The 18,887-nt window shown below is 43.6% G+C and carries 19 protein-coding genes and 1 tRNA gene; 11 read left to right on the plus strand and 9 right to left on the minus strand.

The window, feature by feature from the left end:
• Positions 1-79: 79 nt before the first annotated feature.
• From ihfA to ACJJIR_RS06860, 3 genes are all read left to right on the plus strand, one after another.
• Positions 80-385: an integration host factor subunit alpha gene (gene ihfA / locus ACJJIR_RS06850; RefSeq protein WP_444907762.1), complete on the plus strand. Its 306-nt coding sequence runs from the start codon at positions 80-82 to the stop codon at positions 383-385.
• Positions 366-734 carry a MerR family transcriptional regulator gene (locus tag ACJJIR_RS06855; protein ID WP_108733836.1) on the plus strand — a complete coding sequence of 123 codons (369 nt, stop codon included), beginning with the start codon at positions 366-368 and terminating at the stop codon, positions 732-734. The genes ihfA and ACJJIR_RS06855 overlap by 20 nt, the downstream gene beginning before the upstream one ends.
• 114 nt (positions 735-848) lie before the next feature.
• Positions 849-925 (plus strand) — tRNA-Pro (locus ACJJIR_RS06860).
• Between the two features lie 99 nt (positions 926-1,024).
• Here ACJJIR_RS06860 and ACJJIR_RS06865 read toward each other — a convergent pair.
• The gene (locus ACJJIR_RS06865) at positions 1,025-2,242 is read right to left on the minus strand and encodes a site-specific integrase (RefSeq protein WP_444907763.1); all 1,218 of its coding nucleotides are present in this window, start codon (positions 2,240-2,242) and stop codon (positions 1,025-1,027) included.
• Between the two features lie 14 nt (positions 2,243-2,256).
• Positions 2,257-2,520 (minus strand): hypothetical protein, encoded by a 264-nt coding sequence (locus ACJJIR_RS06870; RefSeq protein ID WP_444907764.1) that lies wholly within the window; start codon positions 2,518-2,520, stop codon positions 2,257-2,259.
• Positions 2,521-2,714: 194 nt separating this feature from the next.
• Here ACJJIR_RS06870 and ACJJIR_RS06875 point away from each other — a divergent pair, with 194 nt between their 5' ends.
• The 3 genes from ACJJIR_RS06875 to ACJJIR_RS06885 are packed head-to-tail and all read left to right on the plus strand — an operon-like array spanning position 2,715 to position 3,741.
• The gene (locus ACJJIR_RS06875; protein ID WP_444907765.1) at positions 2,715-3,164 is read left to right on the plus strand and encodes a hypothetical protein; all 450 of its coding nucleotides are present in this window, start codon (positions 2,715-2,717) and stop codon (positions 3,162-3,164) included.
• Between the two features lie 48 nt (positions 3,165-3,212).
• Positions 3,213-3,479, plus strand: coding sequence for a hypothetical protein (locus ACJJIR_RS06880; RefSeq protein WP_444907766.1), 267 nt, complete (start codon positions 3,213-3,215; stop codon positions 3,477-3,479).
• 19 nt (positions 3,480-3,498) lie between these two features.
• On the plus strand, positions 3,499-3,741 hold the full coding sequence (locus tag ACJJIR_RS06885; RefSeq protein WP_444907767.1) for a GmrSD restriction endonuclease domain-containing protein: 243 nt from the start codon (positions 3,499-3,501) through the stop codon (positions 3,739-3,741).
• 289 nt (positions 3,742-4,030) lie between these two features.
• Here ACJJIR_RS06885 and ACJJIR_RS06890 read toward each other — a convergent pair whose 3' ends face one another.
• From ACJJIR_RS06890 to ACJJIR_RS06900, 3 genes are all read right to left on the minus strand, one after another.
• Positions 4,031-4,330 carry a hypothetical protein gene (locus tag ACJJIR_RS06890; protein ID WP_444907768.1) on the minus strand — a complete coding sequence of 100 codons (300 nt, stop codon included), beginning with the start codon at positions 4,328-4,330 and terminating at the stop codon, positions 4,031-4,033.
• Between the two features lie 379 nt (positions 4,331-4,709).
• Positions 4,710-5,285 carry an ImmA/IrrE family metallo-endopeptidase gene (locus ACJJIR_RS06895; RefSeq protein ID WP_444907769.1) on the minus strand — a complete coding sequence of 192 codons (576 nt, stop codon included), beginning with the start codon at positions 5,283-5,285 and terminating at the stop codon, positions 4,710-4,712.
• Positions 5,286-5,290: 5 nt separating this feature from the next.
• On the minus strand, positions 5,291-5,659 hold the full coding sequence (locus tag ACJJIR_RS06900) for a helix-turn-helix domain-containing protein (RefSeq protein ID WP_444907770.1): 369 nt from the start codon (positions 5,657-5,659) through the stop codon (positions 5,291-5,293).
• Positions 5,660-7,203: 1,544 nt separating this feature from the next.
• On the opposite strand from ACJJIR_RS06900, the gene csrA reads away from it, so the two are divergent.
• From csrA to ACJJIR_RS06925, 5 genes are all read left to right on the plus strand, one after another.
• On the plus strand, positions 7,204-7,383 hold the full coding sequence (csrA, locus tag ACJJIR_RS06905; RefSeq protein ID WP_444907771.1) for a carbon storage regulator CsrA: 180 nt from the start codon (positions 7,204-7,206) through the stop codon (positions 7,381-7,383).
• Positions 7,384-9,407: 2,024 nt separating this feature from the next.
• Positions 9,408-9,815, plus strand: a complete 408-nt coding sequence (locus ACJJIR_RS06910) for a hypothetical protein (RefSeq protein WP_444907772.1) — start codon at positions 9,408-9,410, stop codon at positions 9,813-9,815.
• A gap of 1,661 nt (positions 9,816-11,476) precedes the next feature.
• Positions 11,477-12,007, plus strand: a complete 531-nt coding sequence (locus ACJJIR_RS06915; RefSeq protein ID WP_444907773.1) for a DUF6882 domain-containing protein — start codon at positions 11,477-11,479, stop codon at positions 12,005-12,007.
• 97 nt (positions 12,008-12,104) lie between these two features.
• Positions 12,105-12,551: a GNAT family N-acetyltransferase gene (locus tag ACJJIR_RS06920; protein ID WP_444907774.1), complete on the plus strand. Its 447-nt coding sequence runs from the start codon at positions 12,105-12,107 to the stop codon at positions 12,549-12,551.
• Positions 12,552-12,644: 93 nt separating this feature from the next.
• A complete protein-coding gene (locus tag ACJJIR_RS06925; RefSeq protein WP_444907775.1) occupies positions 12,645-12,992 on the plus strand; it encodes a hypothetical protein in 348 nt (115 codons plus the stop codon).
• A 756-nt stretch (positions 12,993-13,748) separates the two neighbouring features.
• Here ACJJIR_RS06925 and ACJJIR_RS06930 read toward each other — a convergent pair.
• The 4 genes from ACJJIR_RS06930 to ACJJIR_RS06950 all read right to left on the minus strand — a co-directional run bounded on the left by ACJJIR_RS06930 (position 13,749) and on the right by ACJJIR_RS06950 (position 18,664).
• Complete coding sequence (locus ACJJIR_RS06930) at positions 13,749-14,336, minus strand: hypothetical protein (protein WP_413662643.1); 588 nt, start codon at positions 14,334-14,336, stop codon at positions 13,749-13,751.
• A gap of 675 nt (positions 14,337-15,011) precedes the next feature.
• Positions 15,012-15,233, minus strand: coding sequence for a hypothetical protein (locus tag ACJJIR_RS06940; RefSeq protein ID WP_413662641.1), 222 nt, complete (start codon positions 15,231-15,233; stop codon positions 15,012-15,014).
• A gap of 104 nt (positions 15,234-15,337) precedes the next feature.
• Entirely contained in the window at positions 15,338-16,315 is a 978-nt protein-coding gene (locus ACJJIR_RS06945) for a trypsin-like serine peptidase (RefSeq protein WP_444907777.1), read from the minus strand.
• Positions 16,316-17,086: 771 nt separating this feature from the next.
• A complete protein-coding gene (locus ACJJIR_RS06950) occupies positions 17,087-18,664 on the minus strand; it encodes a phytoene desaturase family protein (RefSeq protein WP_444907778.1) in 1,578 nt (525 codons plus the stop codon).
• Positions 18,665-18,887: the final 223 nt, after the last annotated feature.

The raw sequence follows: 18,887 nt of genomic DNA on the forward strand, positions 1-18,887 counted from the left end.
GCTACCGGGTTGAAAGCCGCCGCGGTTTGGGCCGCTTCCGATCTGGAGTCGACGCCTCTGAATCAATTGGTAGGATCCAATGACAGAGGCACTGACCAAGGCCGGGCTCGCCGAGAAACTGTACGAAGAGCTGGGCTTTAACAAGCGCGAAGCGAAAGAGATCGTCGAATATTTCTTCGAGGAGATCCGCAATGCGTTGGAAAATAACGAGCAGGTCAAGCTCTCCGGCTTTGGCAATTTCGACCTGCGCGATAAAAGCCAGCGTCCCGGTCGCAATCCCAAGACCGGCGAGGAAATCCCCATCTCGGCCCGCAGGGTAGTCACTTTTAAACCCGGGCAAAAACTCAAGACACGAGTAGAAGAGCATGCTGGAACCGAGCAATAACGCTCAGCTGCCTGCAATCCCCGGTAAGCGCTATTTCACCATTGGTGAAGTGAGTGAACTGTGCGCCGTTAAACCCCATGTCCTGCGTTACTGGGAGCAGGAATTCCCCCAGCTGAAACCCGTCAAACGTCGCGGCAACCGCCGTTACTACCAGCACCAAGATGTCATCATGATCCGCCAGATTCGTGCGCTCCTGTACGAAGAGGGCTATACCATTGGTGGAGCCCGCCAGCAGATCGAAACCGGTAGCGAGCGGGCAGAGGTGGTACAGCTACAGCAAGTACTACCCGAAGTGATCGCAGAACTAAAGGACGTGGTGGCCCTGCTGGAAGGGAAAAATAATTTATAAAAAACTGTAAACCTGGGCTTGCAATCCAGCCGCACTCAGGTATGATTCACGCCACATCAAGACACGATGTCTTTAAAAATCAATCACTTAGCGAAGTGAGCGATTTTTCAAAATCGGAGCGTAGCGCAGCCTGGTAGCGCACCACACTGGGGGTGTGGTGGTCGTCGGTTCAAATCCGGCCGCTCCGACCATCTTTCTTTATATCTCATGCGGCTTTCAGCCACTTTTCCCGATTGAGCGCACAAAAACCAATTCCCAAGCGTACAAAAACCCCGTACAAAAACTCTCAATCACTTCCGCATCAGTAATTTCGGGTCGATGCTGATACCCACTTCTTTGTATTCCCGCTCATGCCCTCCGAGATAAAACTTCTCAGTAATTTCTGCATCGGTATGGGCGCATATTTCTGCAATCTCTTCCGGGCTGTGACCAGATTTCTTGAGCAGGTGAGAGGCTAGGGCGCGCACCTCGTGAAATGTAGGCCTGGCGCTGCTGGGTAAGTCCTGGCGAACCTCTGCGGCGTCTCGTGCATCTTTAAATTGGTTTGATAGCCTTGCTGGCATTAATCTGCACCAATGTTCATTTTGCTTCGCTCGGGGCTGTCTTTTCTTTGGTTGATATGAAACCGCAAAAGGGCATCGATAATTTTGCAGGGAGAGCTGTCGGGCGTGGTTAATTACTTGGCGTAATCCAGGGTGATGATTGTAAGACCAGCGCAGATATGTAGCTCTTTCTTCGCCGCGTTGATTAATTGATTTCTCTACCCCTTTATCAATCCCTGCATCGGTTACATGCTTGTCCAGTCGTAAGCTGCTCACATCACCGCGGCGCATAGTTGTAAGCAGTGATAAATCCATAGCAATTTGCAGACCTGTATAACCCAGCTCGCCAGCTGCGTCGTGTATGCGCCAGAAATCTTGCAGGGTAAGCCGTTGACGTACTTTTTCCGGTCGTTGCCTTGGAATTAATTTAGGGACTTCGTCACTGGTGTTAAATGGATTAAATGTAAGTTTTGGAACTGAGCCTTCCAGCATTAAATAATTAACAAAGCTTCGCAGGGCTGCGCGGCTATTTCGCAGGGGATGATAATCCTGCGATTCCCACCAGTCGCGAACCATGGTTAGCGTCAGCTCGTGCGGCATAGGGTTATTAAGCTGTTCACACATACGCTCAACATAGCGCCGCTTTTGACTCCAGCGTGCAGCTGTGGCCTGTTTGGGATGGTTCAGCTCCATCCAGGCAACCCAGTCGCTGTAGCGGTCCAGTAGGCTACCTGCTCGCGCAATCCAAACGGTATCCGTTGTTGCTGGCTGACGCTCATAGAGGTCGCGCTGGCGGTTGGCCTGTTTTGCCTGACGAATTGCTTCGGCTGTTGTGCCGTGGAATGTGAGACTGGAACCATCTGGGCGTAAATAACGCCAATAATTTGCCCGCTTTTTGGGGTCGGTATAAAGATTTTCTGGCAACTCCAGACCGTCCACATATCTAGGTTTTTTTGGTCTAGCCATTATTTTCTTCCGTGTTATCTGCGTGCGAGTAGTGGTGAGATTGGTTCAGCCTCTACTGCCGCGCGCTCTTCCGTGCGAATTGTGTAAGGGTAATGAAACCCATTTCGGTAAATATATAATCTATCGCCTAACCAGCGCCCGGCAACTTCACCAGTTGAAACCCACTTTATAATGGTCTCGCGTGCGGGCTGGGTTCCGGCAAAGCTCTCTCTAGCCAACGATTCATATAGATTTACCCCTGTAATATTGTGAGATTGATGGATCTCTCTCCTTCTCATAGGATGCGCACCTCGTGCATTTCACAGTAGAAATTTCCTACTTTTAGTAGCTCATTGGAGGGGCGTTACCTATGTCTATTACAGTAAATTCTTCATTACGGCGTATTCATAGGTTCCGTATAGAGGTATTTGGGCCTGACTCATTCACAAAAATTCCTCATATAGCTTGTACGCATTTTGCTAGAGGGGTTCGCTTGTCCAAACATGACTTAAGTGATGAAGAAAGGGATGATAGAACTACAATAAATCATGTTTCATTTTCTGGAGACATGAAGTACCCCACTATTGGTAGCTTTACAAGATATGACATACCGGGGCTTGAGGGGAAAAGGCAGTCTTTTAGCTCGAGAATTGGTTCATGTCACAGCATGAAAGAGGATATAGATAAATATGGACACCCTGATTCGATGTTCTTTATTAAGATCCCATTTGCTAAGGACCGATCCACTACTGCGACAATACCGGCCGTTTATCAGTTAGCAGACAGTGAGTTGGGTGCTGGAAATGGTAACAACTGTGTTCATTATGTAAAACGTGAATTGATGTCTGTTACTGAATGTGATGAAACCCGGAAGCTCATTTGGAATATGCCCCCAACAGTAGAAGGTTTTGCCCTTAGAATTAAAGAGAAATTTTCCTATTGATTGGAGGGGGGGCAATTTTTTCGGTATATATCTGCAGAGTTAGACATAATGAATAAGATCTCAACAGGCTTAATTTTACCTATCGCTTTATTCACTGTTTTATTAGGTTGCTCTGAAGTCGAGGCTAAAGAAGAGCGAAGCTATGACTGCCACGAGTGGCTACCGAAGTGGTCTGACTCCGATAAAGATTGCCAGAGCACCCGCCATGAGTTGCTGCTTCAGTTCTCTCTAGCTCCAGTAACCTTCACTAATGACAAGCAGTGTACTGTAGATACAGGCCTCTGGCTGGACCCGTACTTTCAATCTGGCCTCTGACCTGGATGTTGAACACATCGTGCCGCTGTCCTGGGATCACGGGCACGGTGGTGCCAACTGGACTGTAGAGCTTAAGCGTCAATTTGCAGAAGACCCTGAGAATCTATGGTTGGTCGATGATGGCCGGAATCAAAGCAAGGGTGACAAAGGCCCCGATGAGTGGATGCCACCCTATGAGCCCGTCCAGGCTATCTACGTGCAGCGATTCATGGCGATAGTGGAGAAGTATGGGCTGAAATTCTCACAGGAAGAGTCAGCCTAGATTCTGGCACTCCTGGACGAATAACTCGCACTCTGCAGCGCTTCTACCAGCCTTCCAGAGTGCCGCTTGGTTACCCTCTACCTCCCGGAGACCCTGGCTCCAGTTATGTACCTTCACTGAAGTCTTGGGGTTGCTAAAAGGTGATAGGGAGTATGGGGCGCTAGTTACGCGCCCCTAGCCTAATTGTTCATTGGCCCGATGAGTTGATTAGAGCTTTTAAGAGTTAGGGGAGGGTATCCATTTGGTTGCTCACTTTTAAAACCATATACAAAATGATTTGATAGTGAGCTTAAGTCTCGACGTTAGCCTCATGGATATGCTTCAAGCCAGCCCTTCTAAATGAATGGCCAACCCAAAATGAAATTAGTATAAACACCAATAAGGCTAAGTGAGTTTCTTGATTCATTGATGTAAAAAACCGCAGGATGTCTAGCTTTTCTTCGGAGCTAGAAAGGGTATTGTTTAAGATTATTGTAATAGGTATTACTGTGAATAGCAGAATTATTCCTTTAAAAACTGCAATTGAAATATCTATGAGGGTTTTTCCGAAAGCAATTCTAGCTTCTTTATTAAGCTCACTGGGTTTCATATCTGATCCTGCTGAATAAATCCAAAAATTTTTCTACGAGAAAGGGTATATTTCTCGGTCGTAATTTGGATGGGAGAGGTTGCCCCCTCCCAATGGGATTAGCGGATAGGTTGACTGCGCATATGTGCACAGACAAGTTCCCAGACACCATTACGGAACCGCTTATAACTCCGAACACGAACAGATTTGAATCTATGGGTAGCCATGATAGGCCTCCTTATAAAGTTTAAGGAGTGAATAGAAAAATCGGCTAACCAGTGATACACTTGAATTGCTACGTTCAATTGTTTCAAGTTATGCCGGCGGTTAAGGGTCACTCCTGATACCCCGCACCTTGTTACACAAAAAGCCATCATAAGCGCCAACTTATGATGGCTTTTTACTTTCTTGTGTTCCTAAATCTGTATTCTGCTGCTTTTGTTGAAACGTCAAACCTGACTTGTACGTCTCTAGCGCTAGAGCAGTTTGCTTTTACTTCTTCGTACGGCATGAGGAATTCAGCTGCAAAAGTATCTGCTTGCCACTCTGAGTCCTCATATTTTCGATGAGTTTGTACGTGGTTGCTAATATTTCTAGGGTAGGCAGAAAGGCGACGATGCAAGAAAAGGTGTCCGATTTCGTGTGCGATGGTGAAGCGATCTTTTCCAACACCTTGTGCAGCTCCCTTATATACATGCTCGGCCAGAACTATTCTATTCTGATCGGGATATGTAATTGCCTCCGCCCCGTTGAGCAATGAGGTATCGCTCTGTACACATTCATATGTAAAGTTCGGTATGAGCTTTGGGAGATGAAACTCTAATGTGTCAACAACTTCAACTCTGCCGTTTGGCTTAGAGCCCACCTTGGCAAGAAGATTTCTCCATAAGTTGGCGTGTTGACGAATTTTTTGAGTGCTTAAAGGAGGAACTCTGCTACCACCTCTCCTCATTGGCTCATACCGACTTTGTTCCATATTTTCTAGCTCTCCGGCTGATTTTCTAAAATCTCTAGAATTTGTTTAGCAACAGACTCATCAAGTGATGAGGTGTTGATATTCCTTGCGAATGCCGCTACTGCCTGTCGAGTTATGTCACTTTGCTTTTTTAGGTTAAACCGATACTCAGTTTGGGAGCTATCGGCTGAAGCCTGAAGCTCGGATGCTTCTGCTGGTGACAAACTTAAATAATTGGATATATTCTGTACTAATTCATATGTAACCTTTTTACTGCCTGTTTCAACTGCTGATAGGTATGGGGCACTAACGTTAATTGCAGCAGCCATTTCACCCAGTCTTAGTTGTTGATCAATCCGGTGCTTCCTTACCAGTTTCCCGAATGAAGTAAGCATCCAAAATCTCCCTTTTTTCTATTTGTTATCGCATGAACATCTTTTTAAGCGGCGACGGAAAGAATATTAACCTCGTTTGGTTAATATTAGAAGCCATTTTTAGTAAAAAATACTACTAATTATTAAAAAATTGAACCCTTGTACCGTTTCAAAGTTTATTAATGGCATGAAAGTCATGAATGGGTTAGCTGGGGCGTTAAACCTCTAGATTTACTGAGGGGCTTCATCCTTGACATAGAGGCAGGGGAAGTGGAGTACCAGAAATTGACGTTCAGGTTTTGGGGAAGGCTGATTTTGGGGGTAGGCCAGATTATAAGGAACGCTGAGAGGAAGCTACTGGCAGTCACTTACAAACTTTAATCTGCTTTCAAAATATGGTTGCTACATAGCCAGTGGAGAGGTGAGGTATCAAGTATCTCGGATAGGAGGGGTGATTCCGAAAATACTACCTAGTTTTTAAGGATCTAAATACCGGCCACTCCAGTCACTGGCTCCAAATAGTGCTCCAATGGAAAGGGAAGTGCTTTAGGTTCTTTCAAGCGCTCACTACCAATAAATAAAGTAGAGTTTTGGGTTGCTCACTAGATACGACCGTGCGAATGCGTTGTTAAGTACAAGTGTAATCAGAGTCTTCAATATCTTGCCAATACTGGTAAGAATAGAGCTAAGCCAGGAATTTCAAATGACCTCACCAGCGGCTACTTATACGGTTGGTTTTAACCCAAAATAACCAAGCAATAGCACTAATGTGGAGAGGTGACTTGCAAGGTGGTAACTCCATGTTGAGCTCAATATTTATCCCTACAGCGAAATCCCGCTCTTCCAGTATTTAACAAAGGAGTGCGGATACGAGTATAAAACTAATGAACCAATTAAATCATTAATGAACTTTCACATTCCCCGGTTTTGCCTTTAGTTAGCCATGTAATTGAGAATGTTGCTCTTTATCTTTTAAGAAAAGCATGGAGTGTATTTCAATGTGAATTGAGTTTTCCAATGGTTGATTGAGATTTCCTCAGCCGAAAACAACTAAAAATATAGGCGCGAAAATAATCTTATTGGAATTTATTCAGTTTGTTTCAATCTCAAAGCTGCGTAGAATCGATAGATATTTTTAGTATTTTGGTCGTAATTGAGCGAGCCGATAAAAAATGCTCCAGAAGTTTGAATAGTTTTGAAAGCTTCGAGAGAGCCGAGAATTTTCTAAAAGACCCATCCCTCAAAGGAGAACGGTAGCGTGACCTAAGAGTAAGTAAAAGGCGCTGACCCAAGGTGCTAGGAACACCCGGGGCCAGCTGACCAAATTGATAATCGCACTATCAAAATGGCTATATGGATAATACGCTAGAAACCCGCTCGTCTTCAATAAAGTGGAGTACATTCAGCGGCGTGGGACCTGTTCCCAAGCTCTGGAAGCCTAGCGCCCGCCTTTTCCTTTTCTCTGCCTACCGCCCCCGAGCGCCACCCCACATTTCCTCCAAACGTTAAGCCCAAGCTTCCCCACCCCGGAAGCGCCCAAACTTTGACCATCGAAGGAAATAAGTATGTTGATCTTAAAGCGACGGACAGGTGAACTTCTAAGGATTGGAGCAAATGTCCAAGTCACGGTGCTGGAGGTGAAAGGCAATCAAGTGAAGATAGGCATAAGCGCACCCAAATCACTCCCCATCCACCGTGAAGAAATCTATGTGCGGATCAAAAGGCAACAGAAAGCGAATGTCTGAATATCCTAAAGAGGGTAGGGCAACTTGAGGCACCCAATAATTGAAAGCGGGATTCCAAGAAGAATCATTGCGCCTCTGTCCGTAAGGCGATATACGCGCTCTGATTCGAATGCCTTTTGGATGCCAATGGCGACTAGCTAGCGAACTCGGAGTGGCCGTGCTGATGTCTTGGAGGTGTTTAACAAGCAGACCCTCTTATCCGAGAGGAAGAGAGGGTAGGCAAGCCTTGCCAGCACCATAAGATGTGTACTCAATGCTTGGCTTGCTATGCACAGATCCTCCAGATGAATGTTGCCGAGCCCACCAGCTGCTTCAAGCAGCCTTCAGGATTGCGCTAAAGACAGAGCCTACGCTAAGTGAAGATGCCTAGCCTTTTGATGAAGGAGGAATATTCCCAACAATGCTCCCTAGCTCTTGTGTATTGAGTCAGTGATCAATCAACCTGCCAGCAAAGGAGGTTCCACTTTTGGCGGAATCTGTGCTTTGGTTTTTCTGTTCCTCGCCTAACATACAAGGTGTCCCTCCACATCGCTAGATTTCAATTCGTCACGCTCTTCCGAACCTGTATAGTCAGCCCCGCAGAATCGTTACCGCCACGTATAAGAATAGTAGCAACGGAGAACCTGTTGACGCCGTGTGACAAAAATCAGGATATCAATAAGGTCAAGGAAGAGGGGATCGACCAGTGTTTACAACACAGTGAAGTTTAGGCTTACAGCTTGGATGGGAGGCTATGCCTGATGATATGGAGCATACCGCGTGCAAACACATATCAGTGATGGGGTTGCTTAGACGGCACAAGTGGCTAGCAAGCCATAACCCTCAGATTATCAGTTTTGGGCCATGTAAATTAGTTGGCGCTGATCGAGAAGTGTACAGCTGTACTTTCAATAACAAAAGCCAGCAGAAGCTGCACCTACTTCTAGTTGAAACTCAGTAACTCATTGATACTTAAAGGGTGCCAAAGGTGATGTAAAGCTGAGAAAATACAGAATTATAAAGGCGCTGCTTTGTATATATTCTTGCGTATTTACACAAAAATAAGGTAACTTATTGATTTTATTGAGATTTGAAAGGAAATCGGGCGTAGAAATATAAAGCAGGGTGATATAAAGAAGCTTCTTTTGAATTAACTGTTATGCTTTCTAGTCCAAAATTTTAAATCCTAATGAAATATTTTGTAGGTTTTGTTGTTACTGCATTTGTCTATGTATATGGCCTCATGAGGTTATATGATCATAGTCATTACTGGCCGAGAACTGATGCTGTAGTTGATCCTGTAGAAATGTTACTTTGGACGATATCAAGTCTGTTTGTGGTGGTTATTATTCACTCTATAATTTGGAGCTTACATTCAATTTATCAGCTGAAGCTAATGAGTTTTAAGCCATCTTATAGGGGGCTTTTGTGTTCGGTAAATTTCTGTTTTATTTTATTTTTATGGGTGTTACCAGTATTAATATGAACGCAAGCATAACAAACTGTCGTGGCGGGCCAAAGTAAGCGTGGTTCGCTTTCGCTCACTTTACCACGATTACTTTGGCCACTTAACAGGGCGTTATGAGAAATGGTATGAGGTATACATTCAATTTTTTGAATTTGGACGTAGAGTTTGAAGTCCTTTCAAAAAACAACACAATGGCTATATTCAGAAGTAATGGAAAACAGTGGGTTGAGGTCCTAGAGACTAAACTTTCGAAAAAAAGTAGGTTAGATTCATTCTTTTTCACATCCGATTCAATGGGCCAACTACCCAATATCGTGTTTCGCCAGCTATTCTTTGAATAGAAAATTAGTACTTATAAAGCGTAAAGATGAATATGTCACCTGCTTTCTGGTTACCTGGCGAATACCCTTTACATTTTCAGTGAGCTGGCCAATGTCGGTTCGCAAGTCATTAGTAGATAGTTTTATCGGGGAGCTGCGTGAGGGAAATTCATAACAAACTAATTAACTTTACGCGCGAAGGACGCGTGCCGGAGAGTCTGCGCTCCGGCTGCCGGTTTTAGAGTGTTAACTTTATCATGAATATCGAACAGCTTCGCCGAATTCGAAACAAGAATACTGAACAACAAAATGAACTCTCGTTCCTTGAAATGAAAGAGTGCGCGGACAAATTTATAAATGATGAAAGTATGTACCCATGGTTAAGCTTGCTGTTATCCCAAAAGGGGATGTCCGCGAATGAGGGAATTCTATTGAATTGTTCCGATATTTTTGAGCAGTATGGAACTCAATGGATGGGCACATGGCTAACGAAGAAAAAAGAGTTCTACGAGTTTGATGTAATGACAGATCGAGCCAATAAAGAGTTATTGGAAATTGATGATTGGTCTAGGGTTCACCCTGAAGTGTCTGCTCATTCTAAAGGCATTGGGAAAAAGCCTGCTTTTATAGCTCTAGAGCTGTTATCGGAATATGGTCAAAGTTAACAAATACAAGCAGGTTGTTAAGGGGCTTTGGCCCTTCGTGGGACTGCCTACACTACGCAGCAGCCCCCGTGTAGTTGTTAAATATCTAGGTAGAGGTTGATAGAATTAATGTTCTTAGCGATTGGCATCATCCTACAGATAGTGTTTCTAGGTCCGTCATTGCTGATCTGGGCTTTATGCAAGAGGTTCTGGCCAAATATCTTTTCTATCAATCCGTATCTTGCCACGTTCATATGTTTAGTTTTGGCTATCATTAGCGTATTTGTCCTAAACGTTGAATTTGAGGGTGGTTTAATAACCGGGGTAATAGTGTTTGGTGTTTTCTCGTTTATTTACAGTATTGCTCTCAGTGCAGTGATATTTACCTACAAATCAATAAAGACGCGTATAAATACATAACAAGGCACTGTTGTCACAGCCTTTGGCTGCTGGGGCGGCTCACTGCGTGGCCCGCCCCTAAGCTTAGTGCTAAGTTTTATACACAAGTATTTTTGTTTCGTATCGGACCCATGGTTATACTCTAAACTAGTAGAAGAAATATTACCTTACTCAATTCAGAGCCAATTCTGGAGTAAGGCAGGGTGAGATAGAGGGTCTTATTTGTCCTATAACCGTACTAGATCAGAGCGAATCCAATATTTGTTATAGGTTTTTACGGTCCTCAGCTCTGCAAACGGTACTATTGGATATAATCTATGCAACTTTTAGGGCTACATGTAGCTAGTGCTGCGGTGTAGAGGCATTGAGTAAGCTTAAAATATGTGTATAAAACACAGGCTTAGTGTTATATGCTCCAATAAAGAGGTATGAATTTTGAGTAAGTGGCTTTATCTTTTAGTTATTTTTGTACTGGCCGGTCTTCTTTATCCGGTAATCTACCTCCTCGGCCTGGAAAGGTTAGGGGGCGGAGCTTTACTGAGGGTTCCGGAGTTCATCATATATAGCGTACTGATAGGATTCCTCTTGTATCCGTTCATAGAGGGCTATAGACGCTATAAGGCAGGTAGTCGCTCATTGGCTGCTATTTTTTTCATTTTCGGAATAATTTTACCAGTTATAAGTGGCGCTTTTTTCATACTTTTATTTGAATCTATGTTGAAGACTAGAAGCCATGGATAACAAAGCTACACATAATCAGGCCGGACAAGCTTGTCCAGCTATGTACATGTCATAGGCCTGCTGTTTTCATGTGTTATGTGGGTATGGTAGCTACTGCCGCCTTTTGGTAGGCGATTCAGTACTATGCCTAACTAGTAAAAGCACCGGACGCACTGGCGTGCGCTCGGTATATTTATCCCCAATACTCTAAATAGTTGATAAGATAAATGAGAAAATCATCGCCTGAAGCTTTACTTACAATCGGCACTATCATTCTATTGACATTACTTCCACTTCTGGTTGGATGGCTGCTGGTAAAAACCTACAGACTTATAAAACCAATTCAAGAGAAAGATCTTACGGGCCTTGCAAGTATAGGAGCGCCAAGGCGGGATAGTTTTTTCAAATTTGTAGTCGCAGGGTGGGCTGTTTGCGGTCCAATTTACTATTGGGTTTTCAGTTCTGGGATTCTTGCTTAGCTCTGCGTTTGACAATCACAATCCTTTCGCTGCTCTAATTCAGCTCAAAAACCAGTCGTTAAGGCAATCAAGTATCAGAGAGTTATGAAAAATTTAGTATCAGTTATATTTGTACTATTCATATCAACTAACACGCATGCTGGAGATTACTCCGTGGAGGTCGAAAAGTTTATTGAAGGGAGCATTGAAGGTTTAAGAATTCAAACTGATGCTCACGATAAGACATGGGGTCTGGGCTCTGCTAAAACATGGAATGTCGACCAAGACAAAGGCATTATATTTTGGTCGCTTGAGGATGGTCGGATCGCTGTAGCTCCAGTTCAAATAATAGGTACTTACAATCCGAAGGATAGAAGCTTTCTATGGGGGTGGGATCACCCTTCAGTGCTAAAACCTCTTCAGCAACATTCACGTTTAGTTAAAGAGTATGGTGAAAAGCACGGAGTAAAGCTCTTTACCTCAAGAAAGGTCCATGTTTCCGAAGATCAAGCATGGGAATTTTCAGCCGTTGCCAGCCGTTTGGCTGAAGCAAATGGAGCTTACAGGGCTGATGCGGGTGGACCTCTTGTTTATATGATATTTGGTGAAATTGAGCTAAGAAATCAGCGGCCCTAACAATCGGATGCTGTCAGGTGTAAAAGTTCCAGCCAAAAGCAGCCTTCGCTTTTGGTTAACGCAGAGCCGAACATTATGTATAAACCTAGGTGGCGACATGAACATTTCCTTCAGCGAAGGCACGATAGAAGATGTCATACAGATCAATTCTGAGATTCCAGAGTTCGACACTAAAAATAGTAAAGATAAAATAGAACAAAGATTAGAGGGGCGCCTTTACCTATTACTGGTAGCTTCAGTTGGTAATAGGAAAGTAGGCTACAAAATTGGTTATAAAGTATCCGAAACGGAGTTTTATAGTTGGTCTGTTGCAGTCCACCCAGATTACCGGGGCCGAGGTATAGGAAAGTCTCTACTTGAGCTCCAAGAGCGGTGGGTGATGAACAAAGGATTTCAGTTTATTAGCATTAAATCGATGAATAGATTTCCTTCAATGTTGCATCTTCTTATATCTCACGGCTACCAAGTGTGTGGGTATGAAAATAAAGGAACCCCTCTGCAAAGTAAAATAATTTTTATAAAGAAAATAGGTGAAAATAAATAACAAAGGTTGCAGCACATTTCTGCTTCCAGCGGACCCCGTCAAGCTTCGCTTGTCATGGCCGCTGTACCTGACGCTATGTGTGGTAGATGAGCAATGAGTATTAATATACGAAAATTTCCTGTAAGTTACGTCTATAAAGAGAACATTGAAGAAATTCGTACCTTGTACCCAGGCAAAAGAGAGTTTCGCGTGAGTCCGTACGAGTATGATGCTGGTAGAAAATTTTCAGGCTCTTCTGAAAATTGCTTATGCTTTATTATATCTGGTAGCTGTGAATTAACATTTTCTAATACGGAGCCAGTGGTTGTAAAACGCGGAGATGTTTTCGAATGGCCTAGTGGGCGGTATTGGGTTGAGACTGGTGATTCTGCCGGGGTAAAATATGTCAATGTGTGGAACTTAAAAGAGATAATTGAGCGAAGAGCTAAAAATACACAATAATTTATCGCAGTTGATGTTTTGGTCTACAATCCGTTTTGTCATGGCTGCGCCACCTTACGTTAAAGTTCTAATAGAACCAAAATACTGCTGACTAAGTCGTTATATGTATGAAGTTTGAAAGATTAGATAGTAAGTCAATATTAGTAGGCTGGGGAATGATAACGTCCTCATTACACTATAAGCATACCCAAAATGCCTAGAGGTAGGTGCCAATCTACAGGTTCGAGAAGGCTCAAGAGTAATTGGCTATGCTGAGATACAGGAAATATATAATGAGTAACTACGCAAAGGCAGCTAACAATCACAGGTACGTTGCTACTTCCCTTCGGACGGCTGAGGCTGCGCTCTGGCCGCTAGCTAGTAGGGTCATGGAAGGTAAAAAAACTTAACAGGCCCATACCCCGTATATTGCTATATCTCAATCAGCTGTATCAGTTCAACTCAGCCTGTCAAGTGCTTAAAGCGGAAGCCAAAGGGGGGGGAGGGATATCATTGCAATACCTAATAATCTTCAAAGTATAACTCTTTGAGGGGAATTTGATTTAAGTTTGTAATTGTGAGCCGCATTACATTTATGAATCAAAAAATGATATGCCAGAATTTGTCTTAAATAATAAGATTTAATGCCCCGAACCTTGGACGTGCCCGATTCAATATTAGAGTCTGACACGACCACAGTTGGCGATTCGCTTTCTAGCTCGCAGAGAATTTTGAGTATTCTAGTAGATGCTTATACTACTCTTAAATCGATAACCATCAAGAAAAAGTCACTGCACGCTCATTCAAATCATAATACTTGGTATTAACCTTAATTTTGACAGAGCTACCAGTAGCGTCAAACCAACCAAGGTACCCAGTAACCTCTAGGCTTTTATGGGTAGTAGCCATCGCCTCACGTAAACGCTGTGCCCAGGGCCTTAGCCTCTCACCGTCATAACCTGACCCGCAAGCACAGAGATGCAGGTCTACAAAACTACCAGGCAAACCTTCTTTAACCAAAGTAGCTGCTAGTTGCGTGGGAGTGTAGGTTTTCCACTCTCCACCCTGCCACGACTCTACGCCCCTCTCGAAAACTTTTGTTTGTTTATTCTTACCGTTATTGCGTTGAGCACCAATTTGCTCACCATCGCCAGCGCCGGTACCATGAGAAACAATATAAAGAGTATCACCAGACTTTAGGCTACTAAGACATTTATCAATCCATCGGTACATAGACTTACCAATACCGGATGTCACCTTGTTGGCAAGAATATGGTTCTTCGGAATACTCCATGCGCTCGCCATATTCTCCGCAAACTCTAGCATTTCTTCACTGTTTACGGGGAGATAAATATACTTTGCCATTTTTACACCTTGTTATTATCACGACACCTGAATTATAACACCAAGCTCCTCACAGAATGAATTATTCAAGATATTTCAGAATTGGCGAAAGGTGTCAGTTACATGAAGCGTATAAGCATTGGTAGATCTTAACCCGGTTAAGATGTAAGGAAATGCCGTTGATTAATAGGAGATACGAGCTGAAATCTGCTATGGGCGAGATAAAGAAAAGGAAAGGCATCGATCATTTTATCTTCGTAATCGTTGACATTCGTAAAAATCGATCTTATCTGCTTTGGAGTGATGACCAAGATAAAGATGTTGTTATCTCGGCATTTGGAGATTAGGGAAATGAGAGTGGTGGGGCCTGTGTCAGTTGCGCGGCTTCACCACTATCCCTCCTAGAAGAACTATGGCAACCGGTAGGGACTACCATTTGACCGGACGATCTCGGGTTAGTGTTTCGAGCTTGCATATGCACCTATTACTAGCTGAGGAGTAGATTTCTGCTTAAAGCTCATTATTCCTTGATTCGTGGAGCATTGCTATGGTCGAAAAAAATCTGAACTAGAATAACAAGGAGGAAAGGTCGTTAGATTAATTTCGGTGTTTCGGAGTTATAATCTGCTGTGGCGGGCTTCTACTATTAGCACGAACCTATAAAAAATTATCATTCGCGCGTAGGTAAAGAGAAAGCTAGCGAGATGAACTATATTTATTTGACAGGGACTTCAGCTTCTCAGCTGTCTCAAAATCGGAACTAAACCATATCTGTAATGGATAGGACTCAAGAATAACTACATCTTTTACCTTTCCTAATTCTTCCAGACGCTGCACTTCCTGTAAAACTGGATCAGGTGTATTTAGGCTGCCTCTCACCATTATTCGCTGCCATTCGGGTTCATCATCTGCCATCATTCCACATGCACTTAGAAAAAATATTAAAGAAATTAGCGTTCTCATACTTTTAAAAAAGGCGCCCAAGGGCGCCATATCCTAAATTTGGGTGAGGTAATTTTACTTTATGGGTAATTCTCAATCCAATCCTGCAAAGTGTTATAGACGGAGCTGGTTATACGCGTTCCACAGTTTTGCGAGGATGATCCAGTTGTGTGGATTCCGCGAACACTGTTGGACGTGTCTTTAATCCCACTGCCACTCTGACCGCCAGCTGTATCTAATGTGTAACACACTCTGTATGTACTTGAAGACGTGCTACCGGAATCTGTCCACATAGTAGCAAATGGCTTATCTCCTGGGTATCCAGTAACACTATGAGTGCCGCCAGAATAGACACCCCATCCGGAATATCCATTGTGTGGTGGTTCCGCTAACACAATAATTGCATAGTCATAGTTCGTATCTGAATTATTATGCCAAGCTCTGGTAGTCACAGCATTTGTCCAGGATTCACTCCCCCAGGGCTCATAATTACCAGATTGAGCCACTGTAAAATCAAGAGAACTATACCAGTTGCCGGAGCCATCAGAAACACAATGTCCTGCCGTTAGCACATGCTTTGCGGTAATCAATGTACCGGTACAGCCTACATCAATGCGGCCATTGTACCAGTGAGGATTTTGCACGGTATTAGTAATTTGAACTCTATCGTCAGTACCAATTACAACTGTGGGGAGCAGTTGTTCCTCACCACGAAACATGGTGGGCGCCTGTCCTTTTGATGAAAAAATCCTTGAATCCAAACCATGAGATTCAATAATTGCGATCGCTTGCTCCAATAGCGATAAGGATTCTTGATCTACTTCTGCAGTATATTGCCTACCGTCTGGAGTAACCGAAACAGCACTTAAAGAAGCGGTGCGTTCCATTAACGTATATTCTTTTCTTACCGCGGCATCATTGACTACCGGTTGTTTTGCAACATTATGACCGCTTATAAAACTTGCGGTTTGGTCTATCTCAACAAAGTTGTAAAGGGGGGCTGCATGGGATGCCCCTGAGAGCACTACCAATGAAAGAAAAATATGACTTCTGTTCATATCTGATCCCTCTAAATTAATAGGTTTTAAGTAGTGGTACAGCCATTTTTGTTTTCGCACTTAATTTATGTGCGGGCGCATAATATAGTACCATCGTACATGTTTACAACTCGATGATAGTTAATTAGAAAATAACCGGCGCCAGTTTTTATGCGAGGGAAAGCAGAAAATATTTGTCTAAAAGATTATATTAATTGCTTTAGGTGTTGAGGGTTTTGTGGTTGCTAATATTTGTTAAAGTATTGAGTGAATAAGCTAAGATTTTTTAGTATGCGAATATTAAATTAATTGGTTCATAGTGAAGTCTATGTCATTTATCCAATATTTCTCACAGCTGAAGATTATCACTTGCTCAGCTTATGGCTGCATATGATCTTGGTTATTATTTAAATATGGAATGTTTATGTAGGAGGTATAGAGGTCATAAGTGTAGGAGCCAACAAGATAAATAAACTGCTATAGAAGTGCTATTTTCTAAATCAGCTGCGGCGGCAGATACCCGTTAAAATCGTGAAGAACCTTGATGGCTATAAATGGTAGAGGGCGATAATCAAAATAAAGGTTTTTGTGGCGCTGGGCACTAGATATTCAATCATCCTCAAAGGAAATAACTGTTTGGCACTCATATATTTTGTAGCGTCAGAGGAATCTGTGAAGTGTTCGAAATAGGTGTTCCAACTATTTAAAATAGCAGAATCTTTAGAGCTACTAGTTGGAATCAAAGCTAACTGGTAGTAAAGCGATAAAGGGCCCGCATACTGCAGGCCACTCTTATCTATCTCTGAGAATCTCCATAGCAGCATTATGCCCAGGTACTCCAGTAACTCCGCCTCCCGGGTGGCTACCCGAGCCACAGAGATACAGATCCTGTATCGGCGTGCGGTAATCTGCAAAGCCCATAAAGGGGCGATTACTCCATAGTTGGTCCAGTCCTAGGGCACCATGGAATATATCACCTCCCATGAGGCCAAATTTGCGCTCTAAATCTAGCGGTGAGTGAATTTGTTGGGCGATTACCGCATCACGAAAATTGGGGGCATAGTTAGTGACGGTATCGATAATTGTTTTTGCAGCTTGGTCACGATAGTCGTCCCAGCTTTTTCCTTGCGGAAGTTCTGGAGCGAATTGCTGGCAAAATAGGCTGGCGACATGTTTGCCTTCTGGAGCAAGAGTAGGATCGATGGTGGAGGGGATCAATATTTCTACAATGGGGTGTGTTGACCAGCCGTATTGAGTTGCATCGACAAACGCCTGCTCCAAGTAGGTCATTGTTGGACCAATGACTATCCCAGATTGATGATGCTGTTGTAGGTGAGTTCCAGGCTTACAGATGAAGTCTGGGAGTTCAGACAGCGCCACATTCATACGGAAAGTACCGGAACCCACCCTGAATCCACGTACGCGGCGGCGGAACTCTGGCTCTAGGTGTTGTTCGTCAATCATCCGGGAGTAAAGCAGCTTGGGACCAACATTGGCGATTACTTTGTCGGCCGTAATAGTTTTTCCACTGCTAAGTCGTACGCCGTTGGCACGACTGCGGTCTACCAGAACTTCTTTGACTTCAGCATCTGTACGAATATTGACCCCAAGGCGCTCAGCTTCTTTTCGCATGGCTTGAGTGATAGCGCCCATACCGCCCATAGCATGTCCCCAAGCGCCTTTATCACCGTTAGCCTCGCCAAATACATGGTGCAACAGCACGTAGGCAGAGCCAGGAGTGCTGGGAGCTGCATAATTTCCGACTATAGAGTCGAAAGCAAATGCAGCTTTGACATGGTCATTTTCAAACCAGGCATCCAGTACACTTGAAGCACTCTTGGTGAACAGGTCAAGTGCATCGCGACGAGATGACATACTCAACTTTTTCGCTCTTAAGCCAAAGCCCCCAGCACGAACTAAATCCACAAAGCCACCGCCCACATTAGGGGGGGAGCGGAGTAATTCGTCGCGCAAAATATCTGCAACGGTTTCCAACATGGCATAAAAGTCAGGTAAGGTGGCTGCGTCCTTTTCTGAGAAATGTGCAATCTCAGCTTGTGTATCCAAGATATTTTTATGGAAAGAGAGACTTTGACTATTTGAAAGTGGAAAGAAGTTAGCTTGTGGCCGTAACTTGATTTCCAAGCCATGTTCACGGAGATTGAGATCTTCGATGATTTTCGGGTTGAGCAAACTTACTGTGTAGCTTGCTACAGAATTTCTAAAACCTGGGTAGAACTCTTCAGTTACTGCTGCCCCCCCGACTATAGACCGGCGTTCAAGGATCGTTACTTTTTTTCCTGCTTTTGCTAAATAACAAGCGCAGACCAGGCCGTTATGACCACCACCAATAATCACATAATCCTTCATTATTATTCTCTATATGGATAAAGACTAGTATGAATATTTACAGAAAACTATCAGAAGATAAAGAGTGTTTTTTGGGTTTCAGTTTTGGAGCGATAACTTTAGTCATTACTTATCTGTTTTAGGGTATTGGAGAAGCGGAATTTGAATGCCCTAACTCCAGGTAATGTTGTCTGAGTAAGTGTGGAGTAACGGAAGTTGAAGAAAAAGTAATTGCTGAAGTTAT

The sequence above is a fragment of the Microbulbifer maximicatervae (SeqCode) genome (assembly GCF_052467385.1).